The organism is Aurantimonas marianensis, assembly GCF_024195285.1.
Lineage (GTDB): Bacteria > Pseudomonadota > Alphaproteobacteria > Rhizobiales > Rhizobiaceae > Aurantimonas > Aurantimonas marianensis.
This window is the reverse complement of the sequence record NZ_JALHBS010000090.1, coordinates 39,707-56,663: the sequence shown is the minus strand read 5'-3', so window position 1 is coordinate 56,663 and position 16,957 is coordinate 39,707. Positions and strand designations below refer to the sequence as shown.

Here is a 16,957-nt window from a genome sequence, read left to right as displayed (position 1 = left end):
CGCTATCGCCTTTCCATGTTACGTTCGCATTTTGCCTGGGTACAGCGGCTAAGCCTCTGCGACTTCCCTGCGAAACCCGAGATCGGGTCGAATTGGAAAGGCGCCTGTACGAGAGCGTCGAGAGCGGAGACACGGGAAGCCGATGCCCTGCGGCATCTTGTTGCCGGCAATCCGGCAGCCTTCCGTTCAGCCCCCAGCTGAGACCCAAGCATTGACGGTCGCGGACCTATCCGGTTTGCGCGGGTTTTTCAAGCCTTTGTTGAAATTGCGGCAACGGCGGCGTCGCTGCGGCTACTATCGGCGCCGTCGCGGCACGCGCGTCAAGCTGCAGCCATGTCGGCAGGTCCATCCGGCGCGGCTGCGCGGATCGGGTTCCAGTGCTTGGAGGTCAGGCCGTTGCGGCGCCGGGGCGGAGCGAACCGCTCGGCATTTCTCCTTGCAGCCGCTCGAGCAGAATTTCGGGTGCTTCCGGGTGCCCCAGATAATAGCCTTGCCCTTCGATCGCGCCGAGGTCGCGCAGTTCTTCCCATTGTTCCGCCGTCTCGATTCCTTCCGCGGTGAGTTTCAGTCCGAGCCGACCGCACAGGTCACGGATCGAGGCAACGATGGCGTGGGTGGATTCGTCCCGTCCGATGCCATTGATGATCGAACGGTCGATCTTGACGCGGTTGATCGGCAGAGCCTGGATATATGCCAGACTTGTATGCCCGGCGCCGAAATCGTCGATCGCGACCTTGATACCTGCCTTCTGGATGGCCAGCAGGGTTTTTTCGACCAACTCTTTTTCGGTGATCGCCACACTTTCCGTGATCTCGATCTCCAGAAGTTCCGGGGGAACGCGGTGCCTTTTAAGAGCGTGGATCAACTGGCTGACAATTTCCTCACGTGCCAATGAGATGGGAGACAGGTTGATCGAGGTATAGGGATGCTCGATGCCGGCATCGATGAACGCACGCATGCGTTCGACCGCGGTGCGGATCACCCAAAGATCGATCAGCGTGATCAGTCCACAGCTCTCGGCGATGGGAATAAACTGCGACGGCGGCACCATCCGTCCCAGGCGCTTGTTTTCCCATCGGATCAGAGCTTCCATCCCGGTGGTCCGCCCCGTCTGGAGGTCCAGTTGCGGCTGATAAACGAGAGTGAACGATTCCTCCGAGACAGCGCGGCGCAAATCCAGTTCCATGCGCCGCCGCTCGCCCATCTCCCGTTCCTGGGCGGGGTCGAAATGAGCAACGCCGCTGCGACCGTTTCGCTTGACCTGATACAGTGCGACATCTGCCGCTCTTTGTAGATCATCGATGGTCCTGCCGTCGCCCGGCATCGACGCTATGCCCGCCGAGCAGCCGATGGTCAGCGTCAAATCGCCAATCAGAAAGGGTTGTGAAAGGAGATCCACCAACGCGTTCGCCACTGCCAGGCATTCGCCCGAATTAGGCTTCTCGATCACCACGGCGAATTCGTCTCCTCCGAGGCGAAAGGCGGCTGCGTTTCGTTCCAAACCCGACTGGATGCGGTCGGCGACGTCTCGCAGCAGCAGATCGCCGACCCCGTGCCCGTAGTCGTCATTGACGAGCTTGAAATGATCGAGATCGAGAGTGATCATGGCGCCGACGGTTTGGTGGCTCTCGCCACCGTTCATCAATCTTGCCCAGGTCTCCGCGAAAAGCGTGCGATTGCCGAGCCCGGTCAAGGGGTCATGTCGGGCCATATGCTCGATCTGCTTGCGGGCAACGGTCAGCGACGTGACGTCGGTCAGCGCCAACATGCGTTCGGGGACGGCGTGAGCCTCGTTCCACGGTGACATCGCCACGATCAGGTGCCGCGAATGGTACGGCATCTTGAGTTCGGCCTGGAAACTCTGTGACATGCGGATCTTGTCCGCGAAAGACTCGCCATCGGTCGGGCTGATGCGCGCGAAGAGATCAGTCTGAGAGGGGGCCCCCTCGAATATCTCGCCCGCGGCGGAATTCGCGAACAGCACTTTTCCCGTCGCGTCGATTCTAATGAAGCCGATTGGGGCGGTCTCGGCCATGGCGCGGTATTCGGCGCGGCTTTCGCGCAATCGTTCGGCGCTGGCGATGCTGCGGGTCACGTCGATATAGAGAGTGAGCGAACCGGCTTTGGCTGTTCTGGGAAAGGAGCGGGCCAGAATTCGCCGTCCGGAAGGGCGACGCGCGAGGATCTCCGCGGCGGCCCCGTTTTCCAGACGTGCAAGATGCTCGGCTGAAATGAAGTCGTCGGGATGATCGCCTCGTTGCTGGCAAAACGCTGTGATGGCGCGGCGCGGGAGACCGACGCGCAACATGCTCGCGGGAAGCTCCATATAGCTCGCCGCCTGGGCGTTGAAGAAGGCCACGACCTGACCCTCGGCGGGATCGTGATCATAGAGCACGACGCCATGGTCCGAGTTGTCGAGCATCTCTCGCATCATGGCATGCTCGGCCGTGATGCGCCCCTGGTCGGAAAAACCCGCCTTCGTCATCTGAAGCGTACCTTCAATGTCGATTCCGCCGCCGATGAACCTGTGATCATGCCGTCGATGTCGGTCGATCGATATTTTCAGTCGATTCCATTGAAACAATCTTAAGTTGATCACCAAAGCCGGCAGGCGTTCGCTTTATCACGATACTTCGCCGCCATTGCCGGCGCCCTTGACAGGGATGCCTTCCCCAAACCATTGCGTGCGTCACTTAAGACGATGATCGGGAGTACTCGCATGACCATGGCATTGGTCTTCCCAGGGCAGGGCAGTCAGAGCGTCGGCATGGGGCGATCACTGTTCGACACCACCGCCGAGAGCCGCAAGGTTTTCGAGGAAGTCGACGAGGCGCTCGGGGAGAAGCTATCGACGTTGATCTTCGAAGGCCCCGAGGAAAGGCTGACCCTGACCCAGAACGCTCAGCCCGCCCTGATGGCCGTATCCATGGCGGTCATCCGGGCGCTCGAAGCGGAAGGCTTCGATGTGAGCCGGGCGAGTTACGTCGCGGGGCATTCGCTCGGAGAATACTCGGCGCTGACGGCGGCGGGTGCGTTGACCCTTGCCGACGCCGCAAAACTCTTGCGCATCCGCGGCCTTGCCATGCAGAAAGCCGTCCCGCCGGGGCAGGGGGCGATGGCCGCGAGTTTGGGGCTCGAGGTGGGCGAGGTTGTGCGGCTTTGCCAGGACGCTGCCGAGGACGGCGTCTGCGAGCCGGCGAACGACAATGGCGGCGGGCAGATCGTCATCTCCGGCGACAGGAAAGCCGTCGATCGGGCAGTGGCGTTGGCCCCCGAGCGCGGGGCCAAGCGGGCGATCCCGCTGACGGTCTCGGCGCCTTTCCATTGCCGCCTGATGCAGCCGGCCGCCGATCGGATGGCCGAGGCGCTTGCCGGGGCGAGGATCAATGCGCCGGCCGTCCCGGTCGTCTCCAACATCACGGCGAGCGCGACCTCCGATCCGGACGAGATACGCGAAAGACTGGTGCGCCAGGTGACGGGCCAGGTCCGTTGGCGCGAAAGTGTCGAATGGCTGGCGGGCGCCGGGGTGACCAGCCTCGTGGAGGTCGGCAGCGGCAAGGTGCTGGCCGGGTTGGCGCGCCGCATCGATCGCACTCTGGAGGCGAAGTCTATTGGAACCGCGGACGACGTGCGGGTCTTTGTCGAAGGTGGCTGATACACAGGCGGCATGAACAGAAAACGAGAGAAGGGAACAGGGATGTTCGATCTGACCGGGCGCAAGGCGCTTGTTACCGGTGCCAGCGGCGGGATCGGCGAGGCGATAGCACGTGCGTTGCACGGCGCCGGTGCCGCCGTCGGTCTCCACGGCACCCGTCGCGAGAAGCTGGACGACATCGCCGCCTCGCTCGGAGATCGGGCGATGGTGTTTCCCGCCAATCTGGCGGACAGGGACGAGCAAAAGGCTTTGGCGGAAACGGTCGAGAGCCAGATGCAGGGGGTCGATATCCTGGTCAACAACGCCGGGGTGACGCGCGACGGGTTGTTCGTGCGCATGTCTGACGAGGACTGGGACAGTGTCATCGAGATCGACCTGACGGCGGCCTTCCGTCTGACCCGAGGGCTGACGCATCCGATGATGCGCCGCCGATTCGGTCGAATCATCAACATCACCTCGATCGTCGGCGTCACCGGCAATCCGGGGCAGGCGAACTACTGCGCGGCGAAAGCGGGAATGATCGGGTTCTCCAAGTCGCTCGCCCAGGAGATCGCTTCCCGATCCGTCACGGTGAACTGCATCGCGCCCGGCTTTATCGCCAGCGCCATGACCGAAAAGCTCAACGACAAGCAGAAAGACGCGATCATGGGAGCGATCCCGATGAAGCGTATGGGCAAGGCGGGTGAAATCGCGGCCGCCGCCGTATTCCTGGCGTCGGACGAGGCGGCTTATGTCACCGGGCAAACCCTTCACATCAATGGCGGCATGGCGATGATCTGACGCCATCCCGCGCGCGACGCTTGGCCCGCGCGACGGAGCATGCTAAGCGCCCGCCACCAAGAAGAGATTTTGCTGTTTTCGTTGCGCGGCTCGCGACACCGTGGAACCACCATGCTTGATAAAGCGCCGCCCCACGTCTAACGAAAGCGGCAGCACCAATCGCAATAGAGGACTGAACATGAGCGATACCGCTGAGCGAGTGAAGAAGATCGTCGTCGAGCATCTGGGCGTCGAACAGGAAAAGGTTACCGAGAACGCGAGCTTCATCGACGATCTGGGTGCCGACAGCCTCGACACGGTCGAACTCGTCATGGCCTTCGAGGAAGAGTTCGGCGTGGAGATTCCCGATGACGCCGCCGAGACGATCCTGACGGTCGGCGACGCGGTGAAGTTCATCGAAAAGAACCAGGCCTGACGTTTCTGGCGGAGCGTCCGCCGGGGCGATTGAGCGATTGATGAGACGAGTAGTCATCACGGGCGTCGGTATGGTGACCCCCCTCGGGGCGGGTGCCGGCGTCACATGGAAGCGTCTGCTGAACGGCGAAAGCGGCCTGGGGCGGATTGAGAGCTTCGAGGTCGACGATCTACCTTGTCGGATCGCGGGCCAGATTCCGCGTGGCGATGGCCAGAGCGGCACCTTCGATCCAGACCACTGGATGGAGCCGAAGGAGCAGCGCAAGGTTGACGATTTTATCCTCTACGCCGTCGCGGCGGCCTCGGAGGCGCTGGATGACGCGAACTGGCACCCGGAGGCTTATGAGGACCAGATTACGACTGGCGTTCTCATCGGGTCCGGGATCGGCGGTCTGCGCGGCATCGAGAAGACCTCGCTGATCCTTGCCGAAAAGGGGCCGCGCCGTGTCAGCCCGTTCTTCATTCCCGGCAGTCTGATCAATCTGGCCTCCGGCCACGTCTCCATCCGCAATGGTCTCAAAGGGCCGAACCATTCGGTGGTGACGGCGTGTTCCACCGGAGCGCACGCGATTGGCGATGCGTCCCGTTTGATCGCCTTTGGCGATGCGGACGTGATGGTGGCCGGCGGCGCCGAATCGCCGGTCGGGCGGCTGTCGCTGGCTGGTTTCGCCGCGTGCAAGGCTCTATCGACTCACTTCAATGACGAGCCGACCAGGGGCTCACGGCCCTACGACCGCGACCGGGACGGTTTCGTCATGGGCGAGGGGGCCGGTATTGTCATTCTGGAAGAGCTGGAGCACGCCAAAGCCCGCGGCGCGCGCATCTATGCGGAGGTCATCGGCTACGGTCTCTCGGGTGATGCGTATCATATTACCGCGCCGGCTGAGGATGGTGACGGCGCCTACCGGTGCATGGCGGCCGCGATGAAGCGGGCTGGCATCTCGGCCTCGGATCTGGACTACGTCAACGCTCATGGAACCTCGACGCCGCTCGGCGACGAGATCGAGCTTCGCGCTATCGAACGCCTTGTCGGCGATGCGGCCGACGGCATCACCATGTCGTCGACCAAGTCGGCGATCGGCCACCTTCTCGGCGCGGCGGGATCGGTCGAGGCGATCTTCTCGGCGCTGGCGATCCGCGACAATACGGCGCCGCCCACGCTCAATCTCGACAATCCGTCGGTTGAGACGAAGATCGATCTCGTGCCACATGTGAAACGCGAGAAGCGGATCGACGTCGCGTTGTCGAACTCCTTCGGCTTCGGTGGAACCAACGCGTCGCTGGTTCTGCGGCGTTATGCCGACTGATTGATCCCGTGATCGAGACGGCGGCGAATTTCGTCGTCCCGTCTTTTGCCACATTCCAGTGGTGCTTCGGCGACCATGAAGCGTATCATTCAAGGGTGATCCGGTGACCGACCGACAAGGGGCCGTATTGGCTCGGAACGCGCATGGGAGAGGCGACCGGGAGCGGTCGTCCGCCCGGGGGGCGAGCCGACGTTCGCGCCACTCTCGCAATCAGCTCGTCATTTTCCTGAACTTCTGTCTTTCTGCCTTGCTGTTTCTGATGCTCGGCGCAGGCGCGGTCGTCTATTGGGGCAACAGCCAGTTCGAGGGCCAGGGACCGCTGCGCGAGGAAACGACCTATGTCGTGCCGCGCAACACCAGCGTGCAGACGATCGCGAGTGGCCTCGAACGCGAGGGGATCATCAGCGATGCGCAAATCTTCGAATACGGCGTTCGTTTCGCCGGAGCCGGCGGCACGCTGAAAGCCGGAGAGTATGGTTTCGCTCCGGGCACGTCCATGCGTCAGGTTATGGAAAAGCTTCGCGCGGGTGCCTCGATCACCCATTCGGTATCGGTGCCGGAAGGCTGGACCGTCGAGAAGGTCTACGAGAGGATCGCCGAAGCGGAGGTTCTCACCGGCGAGATGCCGGACATGCTTCCCGAGGGCACCTTGCGGCCCGACACCTATCTCGTGCAGCGAGGCGTCACCCGCGAGGAACTCGTGCAGCGCATGAAGGAGGCCCAGGACAATCTGGTCGCCGAGATCTGGGCACAGCGCGATCCCGACATTCCGGTCAAGGATGTCGGGGAGTTCATCACCCTTGCTTCGATCGTGGAGCGGGAGACTGGGATAGCCAGCGAACGTCCGCATGTTGCGTCGGTTTTCATCAATCGCCTGAACAAGGGCATGCGGCTGCAGTCCGATCCGACGTTTCTCTACGGCGTCTATGGCGGCGCCGGCAAGCCGAGCGACAGGCCGGTCACGCAATCCGACATCGACAGCGACACGCCCTATAACACTTACAAGATCAAGGGGCTGCCGCCGGGCCCGATCGCCAACCCCGGCCGCGCCGCGCTGGAAGCCGTGGCCAATCCGATCGAGACCGACGATTTCTATTTCGTCGCCGACGGCACCGGCGGGCACGTCTTTTCCTCCACGCTCGACGAGCATAATCGCAATGTGCAGAAGTACCGGGCTTTCGAGCGACAGCAGCGGCTCGACGCGGCGGAAGCGGCAGACTGACGAACCGGCGACCGCGTGATGAGACGAGAGGGGGAGGCGATGCCCGTCCAGAGCATGACGGGCTTTGCCCGCCACGAGGATGCCACCGATGGCGTCGACTTCGTGTGGGAGCTGCGCTCGGTCAACGGTAAGGGATTCGATCTTCGCTTCCGACTGCCGCCAGGCTTCGAGGCGATCGAGGCGGACAGCCGTCGGCTGGCGGCCACACAAGTTACACGGGGAAACATTCAGGCGAGCCTACAGATTCGGCGAGACGACGAACTGCCGGCGTTTTCGGTCAATGAGGCGATGCTGGGGCAGGTCCTGTCTCTCTCAAGTCGTCTTGTCGCAGACGGCCATGCCGCCCCGCCATCCGCCGACGGTATCATGGCGATCAAGGGCATTGTGGAGATTGCGGACCGAGCGCTACCGCCCGAATCCTTGGAACTGCGTCAAAAGGGCGTGGCCCGAGGTTTCCTCGCGGCAGTGGAGAAGCTGACAGCGGCCAGGGAAACGGAAGGCCGTGCGATGGCCGAGATACTGGCGGCTCGTCTGGATGAGATCGAAGCGTTGGTCGGGCGCGCTGAAGACGACCCGAGTCGATCGGTCGACGCGATCCGGGAGCGGCTGAAAAGCCAGGTCAGCCGGCTCCTCGATACGGACGAGCGCCTTGATGAAGGCCGTCTGCATCAGGAGGCGGCGATCCTTGCGGCGCGCGCCGATATCCGGGAGGAAATTGATCGTCTCGGGGCCCATGTGGGAGCGGCCAGGGCGCTGTTGGACGCGGGCGGCCCGATCGGGCGGCGACTCGACTTTTTGTCGCAGGAATTCAACCGCGAATCGAATACTATCTGTTCGAAGTCGAATTCGACGTCGCTGACCGCCATCGGCCTGGAGTTGAAGGTGGTGATCGATCAATTCCGCGAACAGGTGCAGAACATAGAATGACGTCGATCTTCGACACGGAATCGCTGCTGGCGATCGCACGCCGCGGCCTCATGCTCGTCCTTTCCTCGCCGTCGGGCGCCGGGAAATCCACGATCGCGCGCAATCTCCTCGACTCCGACCCGCGTTTCTCGCTGTCGGTCAGCGTCACCACGCGCAAGCGCCGGGCAAGCGAGATCGACGGCGTCCACTACCGCTTCATCGACCGGGCGGAGTTCGAGCGGATGCGAGCCGGCGATGCTTTGCTCGAATGGGCCGAGGTGCATGGCAACTTCTACGGCACCCCTCGGGATGCGGCCGAGAAGGCGATGCGGGAGGGCAGGGACATGCTTTTCGACATCGACTACCAAGGCGCCTTGCAACTGCAGGAGCAGGCCAAGGCGGACATCGTTTCGATTTTCATCCTGCCGCCGTCGATGGCCGAACTGAAAGCACGGCTCTTGCGCCGCGCCGAGGATTCGGGCGAAACCATCGCGGTAAGACTGAAGAATGCGCGTATCGAGATCGAGCGCTGGCGGGACTACGATTATGTGGTCGTCAATGACGATCTGGACCGCGCCTTTTCGGCGGTACGATCGATCATCAATGCCGAGCGGCTTCGCCGCGACCGGCGGCCGGGACTGTTCGACTTTACCGCCGCGCTGCTCGCCGAAGAGATCGATTGAAGGCTACGCGCTACGGATGTGATTCGCGAGACGGACGAACTCCGAGACGGTCAGCGTCTCGGCGCGCCGCCGTGGGTCGATTTCTGCCGCTTCGAGCAATGCCTCGCCACCGAGTGGCTTGAGGCTCTGGCGCAGCATCTTCCGGCGCTGGCCGAAGGCTGCTGCGGTCACCCGCTCGAGTGCGTCGAGCGAAGCCGGCTCGGGGTCGGCTATCGGCAGCAGATGGACCACGGACGAGGTCACCTTCGGCGGCGGCGTGAAGGCCTCGCGCGAGATGTCGAACAGGATGCGCGCGCGCGTCCGCCAGCCGGTAAGCACACCGAGGCGGCCGTAATGATCGGAGCCAGGCGCAGCGACGATGCGTTCGGCCACCTCGCGTTGGAACATCAGCGTCAGGCTTGACCACATGGGCGGCCAGCGCGCTGTCGCGATCCAGTTCAGCAGCAGTTGGGTACCCACATTGTAGGGCAGGTTGGCAACGATCTTCAGCGGCCCGGCATGTGCCAGCGCGGCCAGATCGATCGTCAGGGCGTCGGCTTCGATGATCTCGAGACGACCCGGGTAATGATCCGCGATCGCTTTGAGCGCCGGCAGACAGCGTGCGTCCTTTTCGATCGCGATGACGCGATCGGCGCCCTCGGCCAGCAGGGCGCGTGTCAGTCCGCCGGGTCCGGGCCCTATCTCGACGATCGTCGCGCCTGCAAGCGGATGCGCCTGGCGTGCGATACGTGCCGTGAGATTGAGATCGAGCAGAAAATTCTGGCCGAGGCCGCGCTTCGGATCAAGGCCATGCTCGAGCATCACGGCGCGCAGAGGCGGCAGCCCATCGGGCGAGCTCATTCACCCGTGGCCGTATTGGCAACGGCGGCCCTGGCCGCCATTTGGCCGGCGAGGCGAAGCGCCGCTAGGAAGCTGTCGGGACGCGCCTTGGCGGTCCCGGCGATGTCGGCGGCCGTGCCGTGGTCGGGCGACGTTCGGATGATCGGCAGGCCGAGCGTCGCGTTCACCGTCTGGTCGAAGGCGATTGTCTTCGCCGGGATCAGCGCCTGATCGTGGTACATGCAGATGGCCACGTCGTAGCCGCGCCGAGCAGCCGGATGAAACATCGTGTCGGCCGGCAGCGGCCCGAAGGCGTCGATACCGGCAGCGCGCAGACGCGCGATCGCCGGCCGTATGACGGTCTCATCCTCGTCGCCGATCGCGCCCTTCTCACCCGCGTGGGGATTGAGTCCCGACACTGCGAGCCGCGGCGAGGCGATGCCCAGCCGAGCCTGGTAGTCGGCCGCGACGATCCGGCAGGTCGTTTCGATGAGTTCCGCATTCAGGCTGCCGGGAACCGCGGATATGGGAATGTGGATCGTCACCGGTACGCATGACAGTTCCGGGCCGGTCAGGAGCATCACCGGGGTGAACGATGCACCGACCCGTTTCGCGCACAGATCGGCGAGATACTCCGTGTGGCCCGGATGGCGGAACCCGAAGTCGTAGAGCGCCTTCTTGTCGATTGGGCCTGTGACCAGCGCGGCGGCCTGGCCCTCGAGAACCAGCGCCGTCGCCCGGTCGATCGCTTCGATTGTGCCGGCCGCGTTGATCGGATCGACCACGCCGGGCGCTTCCAGATGTCGGTTTACCAACGGCAGCACCGCCAGTTCGCCGGACCGGACCGCTTCGACCTCGCAAGGCGCCGCGATGGCGCGGATGGGAACGTCATAGCCGAGACGGTTCGCCCGTTCGGCCAGCATCTCCGGGTCCGCGAGGAGAAAAAACGCTGGCAAGTCGCCCCCGTGGCGCGCATGGATCGCCAGCGCAATGTCGGGCCCCACCCCCGAGGGCTCCCCCACCGTGACCGCGATCGGCTTCAGGTGGGGCGAGGCATTGGCGGCCGATGGGCTCATCGGCGAACGATCTGGGCCTTGCTCTTGAGTTCTTCGAGGAAGGCGGCGTCCGGCTCGCCGCCTTCGCCCAGCTTCTCGAGGTCGCGTGACTGGAATACCATGCCGGCGGCGATATCGTCCGAGATGCTGCGGCTTTTGCAAACGGCGATGAACTCCACGCCGCGCTCGGTTTCCTTCGCCGGGGTCGTCCTGCCGACCGAGGCGTTGATGATGTCGTCCTTCCAGCGCGGCGGCAATTCCGGCTGGGCGACGCGGCCGAGATCGCGGACGGTGACGTCCCGCAGCGACTTGGCGACATCGTAGGTCGCCTCGCAAGAACGGAAGCGCGACCGCATGGCATTGGCTTCGCTCATTCGCTTGCCGATGAGCGACTTACGCTCACCGTCGGGTATCACCAGGATGACCTGTTGCAGCGTGTATTCGGTTGTCGTCGGTTTCTCGCCGCCTTGAGCGAGCATGCGCTGGACGATTTCCTGCTCGCTGAGCTTTTCGCTGGAGCGCAGCTTCGACTGTATGGCCTGACCCCAGCCCATCTGGACACGGATATAATCTTTGAACGCGCTTGCGGAAAAACCGGCGCGCGACAGCACTTCGCCTAATTGCGCCGGCGTCAGCTTGTTCTCCGCCGCGAATTTTCCGAAGGCTTCCTCGACCGCGGCATCGGGGATATTGATCCCGCGGCGACGGATTTCCTGCTTTTTCAGTTCCTCGTCGATCAGTTCCTCGGTGGCCTTCTGCGTGGTGTTGCCACCGACCCGGCGCAGCTTGAGGAAGGCCGCGCGTTGGCGGATCTGAAAGGTCGTAATCGGCTGGTTGTTGATGACAATGCTGATCTCGGAGGCCGCCAGGGCAGGAGCGGCTGTAGTGGCGACCATCGTCGCAGAGGCGGCAACGAACGCGAAAACGATGGCCGTGTGGTTGATGAAATTCCGAACGGTCATGGTCCGACCAACTCCCTTGATAATGGCGTGCAGGCACATCAGAAGGTCACCTATAGCGCGGCTTTGGCGAAAGGATGGTAATGGGCAGGTGCCTCGCGCGCCAGCGGCTCAGGACGGCTCCCGTCCGACGAGGCCGGCTTCAGGACTATTCTATTTGCCCAGATCGTAGGATTGACTGAAATCGGAAATGGTTCGCAGGCCGACCTGGAACATGAGGGTCGTCGAATTCGACTCCTGCGTATAGCGATCGATCGTATCACTATAGGAAACCAGTAGGCTGAAACATTCGTCGGCGTATTGTATGCCAAACGTCTTTTCGACCACGGCGCTGTTTTCGATGTCGTAGCCCAAAGCGCCGGAAGCCGTCCAGTTTTCTGCGAATTTCAGGCTGCCCGAGGCCGTGACCTGGCTGCGATCGGAGATCGAACCATAGGTCGGCTGGGCCGCAATTTCCGTGTAGGTGACCTGCGCACCCAGCAAGCCGGAAGCATAGGAACCGTAGACATCGCTTCTGCGCAGGGCGTAGTCGATCTCGTCAAACCGACCCTGCGCGCCGACTTCGAGGCCGATGGGCGTGCCGAACGCCAAGGACGTCACGTAGTCGGAACGGTCGGTCTCAAGGCCGGAGTCGTAGCCGACGAGCGCCAGATCGGTCTGTGCGAAAGAATTGATTCCGGCCAGATGGTAGGACTGCCCGACGACGGCGTCGATCGTGTAGCCGCTATCGAGCGTTCCGGCGTAGCGCAGTCCGACGTTGGCGCGGGTTCCGCCCTCGATCCTGTCGTAGCCGGAGAACTTGTCGAGCTGGAACAGATTGCCGGTGTTGAAGACGAGGCTCTGCGCGTCTTCGTTCGGGAGGAAGCCGATCTGGGTTTCATCCGGTCGAACCACGAGCTGGCCGATCGGTTCGATCACATGCGAGGCGTTCGCGGTTTCGATCAGATAAGGATAGCGTGCCTCGATCGCGGCCGTCGCCATGCCGCGGGCACCGGATTCCTCGAGGTCGAAGGCGCCCTGATTGACACCCACGGTACGGACGGCGCCGTCGCGATTGACGTCGGCAGTCTGTTCGAAGACGAAATTGGTGAAGCCGTCGGACGACATGTCGGCTGTGTAGAGATCGCCGCGCAGACCGAGTGTCGGGGCGAGCACCAGGCCGGAAGTGAGAGTATAGTGATCGCTCCACTGCGCGTTGGTGCTGGCGCGCGTGTAATCGCCCTCGAGGCCGTTATATCGTGCAAGATCGGGCCGATAGAGATAGCCGTCAGTCGGCGTCCGGCAGGTCTTGAAGCGGCCGTCGAGGATGATCGAAGAGGTGTTGCAGATCGGCGTGACCGAATCCTCGTCGCGGTAGAGCGAAGCGACATTGAGGTCGAGCTTCACTTCGCCGCCGAGCACGGTTTCCTGCTCGATCCGCTCGTAGTCGAGGGACGGGGCAACGAGCGGCTGCGTATCGCTCTGGTCGGGATCGATCGACTGAAAATCGAACTTCTGTCCCCGCAGGTCGAAATAGCTCTGGTCGCCGAGACCGGTCAGATAGATTTCCGACGTATGCAGCGTCGAGTCGAAATTCGCGATGTCGTAGGTCGCCGAGAAGTTTTCATCCGATTGGAGCAGCACATCCCAACCGAATGTCCAGCGGTCCGTTAGAGCGAATTGACCCGTCGTGCCGATCATGCCGCGATTGGTGTTGTCGAAATCCGGTGTGTTGTATGTGTTCGTATTATCGTCGGCGAAGGCGTCAGGATCCTGCTGGATGATTCCCGCCGTCTGCAGCGTGAAGAAGCCGTTGCTGACTGCCTGCCGATATTCGGCCTCGGCAAGGAATCCCTGCTTGGTATAGTAAGTGCCCGCGACCGTGACATCCTTGTCGTCCGACAGCGCGATGAAATAAGGAACGCGCAGTCCGTAGCCCAATTCTTCGGAGGAACGGAATGCCGGCGTCAAAAAGCCGGACTTGCGTTTGACCGTGGGGTCCGGCGACTGGAAATAGGGCAGGTAAGCGATCGGCGCGCCGAAGAATTCGAAGCGCGCGCCATAGTAGCGGATTTCCTTCTCAGTCTGGTCCCAGACGATCTTGCGGGCCTTCACCTGCCACAGCGGCGCCCGTTCCGGATGTGCCTGGCATGGCTCGCACGCCGTATAGACGCCCTGCTGGAAGGTCGTCACGCTGCCATCGCGACGCACTGCCTCCCTGGCGGCAAAACGCGTGTTGTCGGGGGCCTCGATTCGCAGCGCCTTGACGAAGCCGTCGCGGAAATCGTCCGTGATGTCGAGCGTATCCGCGTAGACCTTATTGCCGTCGGGCTGTTGCAATTCGACATCGCCGGACGCGAGCAATCGACGGGTCCTCTGGTCGTAGACAACCTGTCGGGCGACCAGTTTGTAGGAACCATAGTCGATCTGGACGCCCCCGGACGCAGTCACGACTGATCTGTCGCTGTCGTATGTGACTGTGTCGGCCTCGAGAAACATCTGCGCCCCTTCGGGAGCGGCGATGTCGGTCGGCAGTGACGATTGCGCATGCACCGGCGCGCCCCCAACGCCCAGGCCAAACGCTGCGGTGCCCGCCAGAAGATAGGTGTTCAGACGCAACCGAGCCCATCCTTGTCGTTGGCGATCGGTCCCCCTCGCATTCATGACTCAGCCATCCTCTTGATGGAGCAGGATCGTTACCCCAACCAGTCCCGCCGCCAGGACCGGAAACCAGGCGGCGACTACAGGCGGAACCACCGAGTTGCTACCCAGGGCTTTCGCCAGAAACGTCACGACGTACAGCATGAAACCGGCCAATACGCCACCGGCAATCGTCCTACCAGATTGGCCAGTCCGCGAAAACCTCGTCGCAACGGTCGCGGCGAGCAAGGTCATTGCGATGAACAACGCCGGCTGGGCAATCAGCGTATTATACTGCATCGAAAATGCCATGGAGTTAAAGCCAAGGCTTGCCGCCACGTCTATCTTCGATCCAAGCTCCCAAATCGAGATCGCCTCCGGGTCAGCCAGGCGCTGTTCGATATATTCCGGCTTGAGGCTTGTCGGGAGCCGGTAAGTCGCCGGGTACTCCGGAACAGAGCCGATCCGCGTGATCCGTGGTTTCTCCAGAAGCCACGCGCCTTCGCCCAAGGTGGCGCGAGGCGCGTCGATGCGCTCGCTCACGATGCCGTCATCATCGAGCACGAACGCCGAAACCCCAGCCAGCAGCGCGCCATTGCGGGCCACCGTGGTCGCTCCGAGAATCGAGTTGACGCCCTCGCTGTTCTGCCGCAGCCACGGGACCCGATCGGAACTAGTGGCGGATCCCGGGTCGTCAGACGATGCCTGCATGTCCTGGGCCAGGGATTTCGTATAGGCCGACAGCGGATTGTAGACGAAGGTGGCGGCGAGTCCGATGAGTACCGATCCGACGGTGAACGGGATCAGGATCTGCCAGATCGATACACCCGAGGCGCGGGCAACGACGAGCTCAAGCCGGCGATTGAGCGTTAGCAGCGTATAAACCGATGAGAACAGGATGATGAAAGGAAAGGCCTGGCCGATGAACGAGGGGACGCGCAATGCCGAAAACAGGGCCATTGCTCCGATTCCCAGATCAGGCAACCCGCCGCGCCGACTGATTTCAATCATGTCGATCAGATAGATCAGCGCGAAGACGGCCAGGAGCGTCGAGAGGAAACTGACCAGGTAAAGCCGGAAAAAATAGCGGTTCAAGGTCCAGTTGGTCATCGTCCGGCCGTGCCTTGCGCCGACTGGCGAAACGGTCCCCAACGCCCTATCGCGGCACCAATTCGATACGATGCGTTCGTGAACTTCTCGAAGAGCGACCAGCGGGACAGATTGAAATCGCGCCCGATCAGGACGGCGTTCAGGATGATAGCGCTCAACGGCAGCGCGTATGTCACGAGGACCCAAATGAAGCTTTCCTCGATCAACGACAGCGTCACGAAGCCGACCGCCTTCAGTCCCAGGCCTCCCGCGAGACCGAGAGCCATCGCCGGTCCGGTACCCTGTCGATTGGTGCGCGGCTGGCCGGCGATCACCACCGCCCACAAGGCAAATGCCAGTGCGTAGAGCCAGTTCGTCATCCGGTCCGTCAGTTCCTCCGTCAGGACGGCGGGCCTCGACTGAGAAAGCGCATCGTTCGGGTCCGGCCAGATAAGGGCGAAGGTGCTGCGTTCGGACGCGCGGATCCAGTCGCCGCGCGCAGTGGGTCTCAGCTCGGCAAGGTCGAACGCGTATGTCTGAAACTCGATCACGGAAATCCCGCCGTCGGATTTGTTCCGGCGGTGTAACTGACCGTCGTAGAGCAGGAGCAGCGATTGCTGGTCCTGTTCCAGAATTTGTGCCTCGCGGGCGAAATAGGTCAGATCGGTCGCCTCATCGCGGGAATCGGCGATGACGAGACTTTCCACGGTCGAGCCGCGTGCCGCCCCGATACTGACCACGAGCCCCGGCTGCACCCGTTCGAACCGGCCCGGTTGCAGAAACAGGGTAATCGTGTCGGCATTGATCGACCGTAAGCCATTTTGAAATGCACTTGCCGAGGCCGGGCCGATGACATGGGCAATAAACAAGATGATCAGTCCGCCGATCAGGCCGAGCGCGACGATGGGTTTGGCGATCACCCACTGCGAGGCGCCTGACGCGGCGATGACAGGCCGCTCGGAATCGGTGTTCAACGAGTTCAGTGCCTGGATCGCGCCGATGAGGATGGCGAACGGGACCACGCCGGCCGCCAGATCCGGCAGCAGCATCAGGGCGATCCAGAAGATGTTGCCGGCCGCCGAAGCGCTGGTCTTGACGATATCGATGCGGGACAGCGCCTGCACAATCCACACGATCAACACCAGCGACGCCAGCGACGCGGCGGCATAGGTGATAGCGCGCTTGAAGAGATATCGTTCGAGGAGTGTCATGAGACTCGCGTGTTACAACGTGTCGCCCGCTGGCGTTACTCCCGGCCTTAGCGTACGAGGCTGACGGGAAGCCGGAAGCACCCACATGAATGTAGTAGCTTGGCTAAAGAAGGGCGACGAGCCGTGGTCAACGCAATCTAGCGGTTGGGGACGCTCTTGCAAAGCCTTTGGCCGGGACCATCATAGGGCGCGCGCCTCTACCACGACTGCCGACCAATTCCAGTCAGACCATCTTGCA

General features: G+C 62.5%; 15 protein-coding genes. 8 read left to right on the top strand and 7 right to left on the bottom strand.

Going from position 1 to position 16,957, the window contains the following annotated elements; translation table 11 throughout:
- Positions 1–388 precede the first annotated feature (388 nt).
- A complete protein-coding gene (locus MJ956_RS14785; protein ID WP_423724889.1) occupies positions 389–2,359 on the bottom strand; it encodes a putative bifunctional diguanylate cyclase/phosphodiesterase in 1,971 nt (656 codons plus the stop codon).
- On the opposite strand from MJ956_RS14785, the gene MJ956_RS14780 reads away from it, so the two are divergent.
- From MJ956_RS14780 to gmk, 8 genes are all read left to right on the top strand, one after another.
- A complete protein-coding gene (locus MJ956_RS14780; protein WP_253965205.1) occupies positions 2,246–2,590 on the top strand; it encodes a hypothetical protein in 345 nt (114 codons plus the stop codon). The genes MJ956_RS14785 and MJ956_RS14780 overlap by 114 nt on opposite strands.
- Positions 2,591–2,719: 129 nt before the next feature.
- Positions 2,720–3,655, top strand: coding sequence for an ACP S-malonyltransferase (gene fabD / locus MJ956_RS14775; RefSeq protein ID WP_253965204.1), 936 nt, complete (start codon positions 2,720–2,722; stop codon positions 3,653–3,655).
- A 42-nt stretch (positions 3,656–3,697) separates the two neighbouring features.
- Entirely contained in the window at positions 3,698–4,435 is a 738-nt protein-coding gene (gene fabG / locus MJ956_RS14770) for a 3-oxoacyl-[acyl-carrier-protein] reductase (protein WP_253965203.1), read from the top strand.
- Positions 4,436–4,613: 178 nt separating this feature from the next.
- Positions 4,614–4,850, top strand: a complete 237-nt coding sequence (locus MJ956_RS14765; RefSeq protein WP_026358398.1) for an acyl carrier protein — start codon at positions 4,614–4,616, stop codon at positions 4,848–4,850.
- Positions 4,851–4,890: 40 nt separating this feature from the next.
- Positions 4,891–6,156, top strand: coding sequence for a beta-ketoacyl-ACP synthase II (gene fabF, locus MJ956_RS14760; RefSeq protein WP_253965202.1), 1,266 nt, complete (start codon positions 4,891–4,893; stop codon positions 6,154–6,156).
- 127 nt (positions 6,157–6,283) lie between these two features.
- Positions 6,284–7,378, top strand: a complete 1,095-nt coding sequence (gene mltG, locus MJ956_RS14755; RefSeq protein ID WP_256477901.1) for an endolytic transglycosylase MltG — start codon at positions 6,284–6,286, stop codon at positions 7,376–7,378.
- Between the two features lie 39 nt (positions 7,379–7,417).
- Positions 7,418–8,305 carry a YicC/YloC family endoribonuclease gene (locus MJ956_RS14750; protein WP_253965200.1) on the top strand — a complete coding sequence of 296 codons (888 nt, stop codon included), beginning with the start codon at positions 7,418–7,420 and terminating at the stop codon, positions 8,303–8,305.
- Complete coding sequence (gmk, locus tag MJ956_RS14745) at positions 8,302–8,967, top strand: guanylate kinase (RefSeq protein ID WP_253965199.1); 666 nt, start codon at positions 8,302–8,304, stop codon at positions 8,965–8,967. The genes MJ956_RS14750 and gmk overlap by 4 nt, the downstream gene beginning before the upstream one ends.
- A gap of 3 nt (positions 8,968–8,970) precedes the next feature.
- Here the strand turns inward: gmk and rsmA are convergent, their stop codons facing one another.
- The 6 genes from rsmA to MJ956_RS14715 form a co-directional block, all read right to left on the bottom strand.
- The gene (rsmA, locus tag MJ956_RS14740; RefSeq protein WP_253965198.1) at positions 8,971–9,807 is read right to left on the bottom strand and encodes a 16S rRNA (adenine(1518)-N(6)/adenine(1519)-N(6))-dimethyltransferase RsmA; all 837 of its coding nucleotides are present in this window, start codon (positions 9,805–9,807) and stop codon (positions 8,971–8,973) included.
- Positions 9,804–10,862, bottom strand: a complete 1,059-nt coding sequence (gene pdxA, locus MJ956_RS14735) for a 4-hydroxythreonine-4-phosphate dehydrogenase PdxA (protein ID WP_253965197.1) — start codon at positions 10,860–10,862, stop codon at positions 9,804–9,806. The genes rsmA and pdxA overlap by 4 nt, the downstream gene beginning before the upstream one ends.
- A complete protein-coding gene (locus tag MJ956_RS14730; RefSeq protein ID WP_253965196.1) occupies positions 10,859–11,803 on the bottom strand; it encodes a SurA N-terminal domain-containing protein in 945 nt (314 codons plus the stop codon). Before MJ956_RS14730 ends, pdxA begins: the two co-directional genes overlap by 4 nt.
- 150 nt (positions 11,804–11,953) lie before the next feature.
- A complete protein-coding gene (locus tag MJ956_RS14725) occupies positions 11,954–14,398 on the bottom strand; it encodes an LPS-assembly protein LptD (RefSeq protein ID WP_253965195.1) in 2,445 nt (814 codons plus the stop codon).
- A 48-nt stretch (positions 14,399–14,446) separates the two neighbouring features.
- Positions 14,447–15,529, bottom strand: a complete 1,083-nt coding sequence (lptG, locus tag MJ956_RS14720; RefSeq protein ID WP_253965194.1) for an LPS export ABC transporter permease LptG — start codon at positions 15,527–15,529, stop codon at positions 14,447–14,449.
- A complete protein-coding gene (locus MJ956_RS14715) occupies positions 15,526–16,719 on the bottom strand; it encodes an LptF/LptG family permease (protein WP_253965193.1) in 1,194 nt (397 codons plus the stop codon). The genes lptG and MJ956_RS14715 overlap by 4 nt, the downstream gene beginning before the upstream one ends.
- Between the last annotated feature and the right edge of the window lie 238 nt (positions 16,720–16,957).

Bases quoted from the DNA above. Each gene is read 5' to 3' on its own strand.
- fabF (WP_253965202.1), top strand. From the start codon at position 4,891: ATGAGACGAGTAGTCATCACGGGCGTCGGTATGGTGACCCCCCTCGGG.
- fabD (WP_253965204.1), top strand. From the start codon at position 2,720: ATGACCATGGCATTGGTCTTCCCAGGGCAGGGCAGTCAGAGCGTCGGC.
- MJ956_RS14730 (WP_253965196.1), bottom strand. From the start codon at position 11,803: ATGACCGTTCGGAATTTCATCAACCACACGGCCATCGTTTTCGCGTTC.
- gmk (WP_253965199.1), top strand. From the start codon at position 8,302: ATGACGTCGATCTTCGACACGGAATCGCTGCTGGCGATCGCACGCCGC.
- MJ956_RS14750 (WP_253965200.1), top strand. From the start codon at position 7,418: ATGCCCGTCCAGAGCATGACGGGCTTTGCCCGCCACGAGGATGCCACC.
- rsmA (WP_253965198.1), bottom strand. From the start codon at position 9,807: ATGAGCTCGCCCGATGGGCTGCCGCCTCTGCGCGCCGTGATGCTCGAG.
- pdxA (WP_253965197.1), bottom strand. From the start codon at position 10,862: ATGAGCCCATCGGCCGCCAATGCCTCGCCCCACCTGAAGCCGATCGCG.
- MJ956_RS14715 (WP_253965193.1), bottom strand. From the start codon at position 16,719: ATGACACTCCTCGAACGATATCTCTTCAAGCGCGCTATCACCTATGCC.
- lptG (WP_253965194.1), bottom strand. From the start codon at position 15,529: ATGACCAACTGGACCTTGAACCGCTATTTTTTCCGGCTTTACCTGGTC.
- MJ956_RS14765 (WP_026358398.1), top strand. From the start codon at position 4,614: ATGAGCGATACCGCTGAGCGAGTGAAGAAGATCGTCGTCGAGCATCTG.
- fabG (WP_253965203.1), top strand. From the start codon at position 3,698: ATGTTCGATCTGACCGGGCGCAAGGCGCTTGTTACCGGTGCCAGCGGC.
- MJ956_RS14780 (WP_253965205.1), top strand. From the start codon at position 2,246: ATGATCGCCTCGTTGCTGGCAAAACGCTGTGATGGCGCGGCGCGGGAG.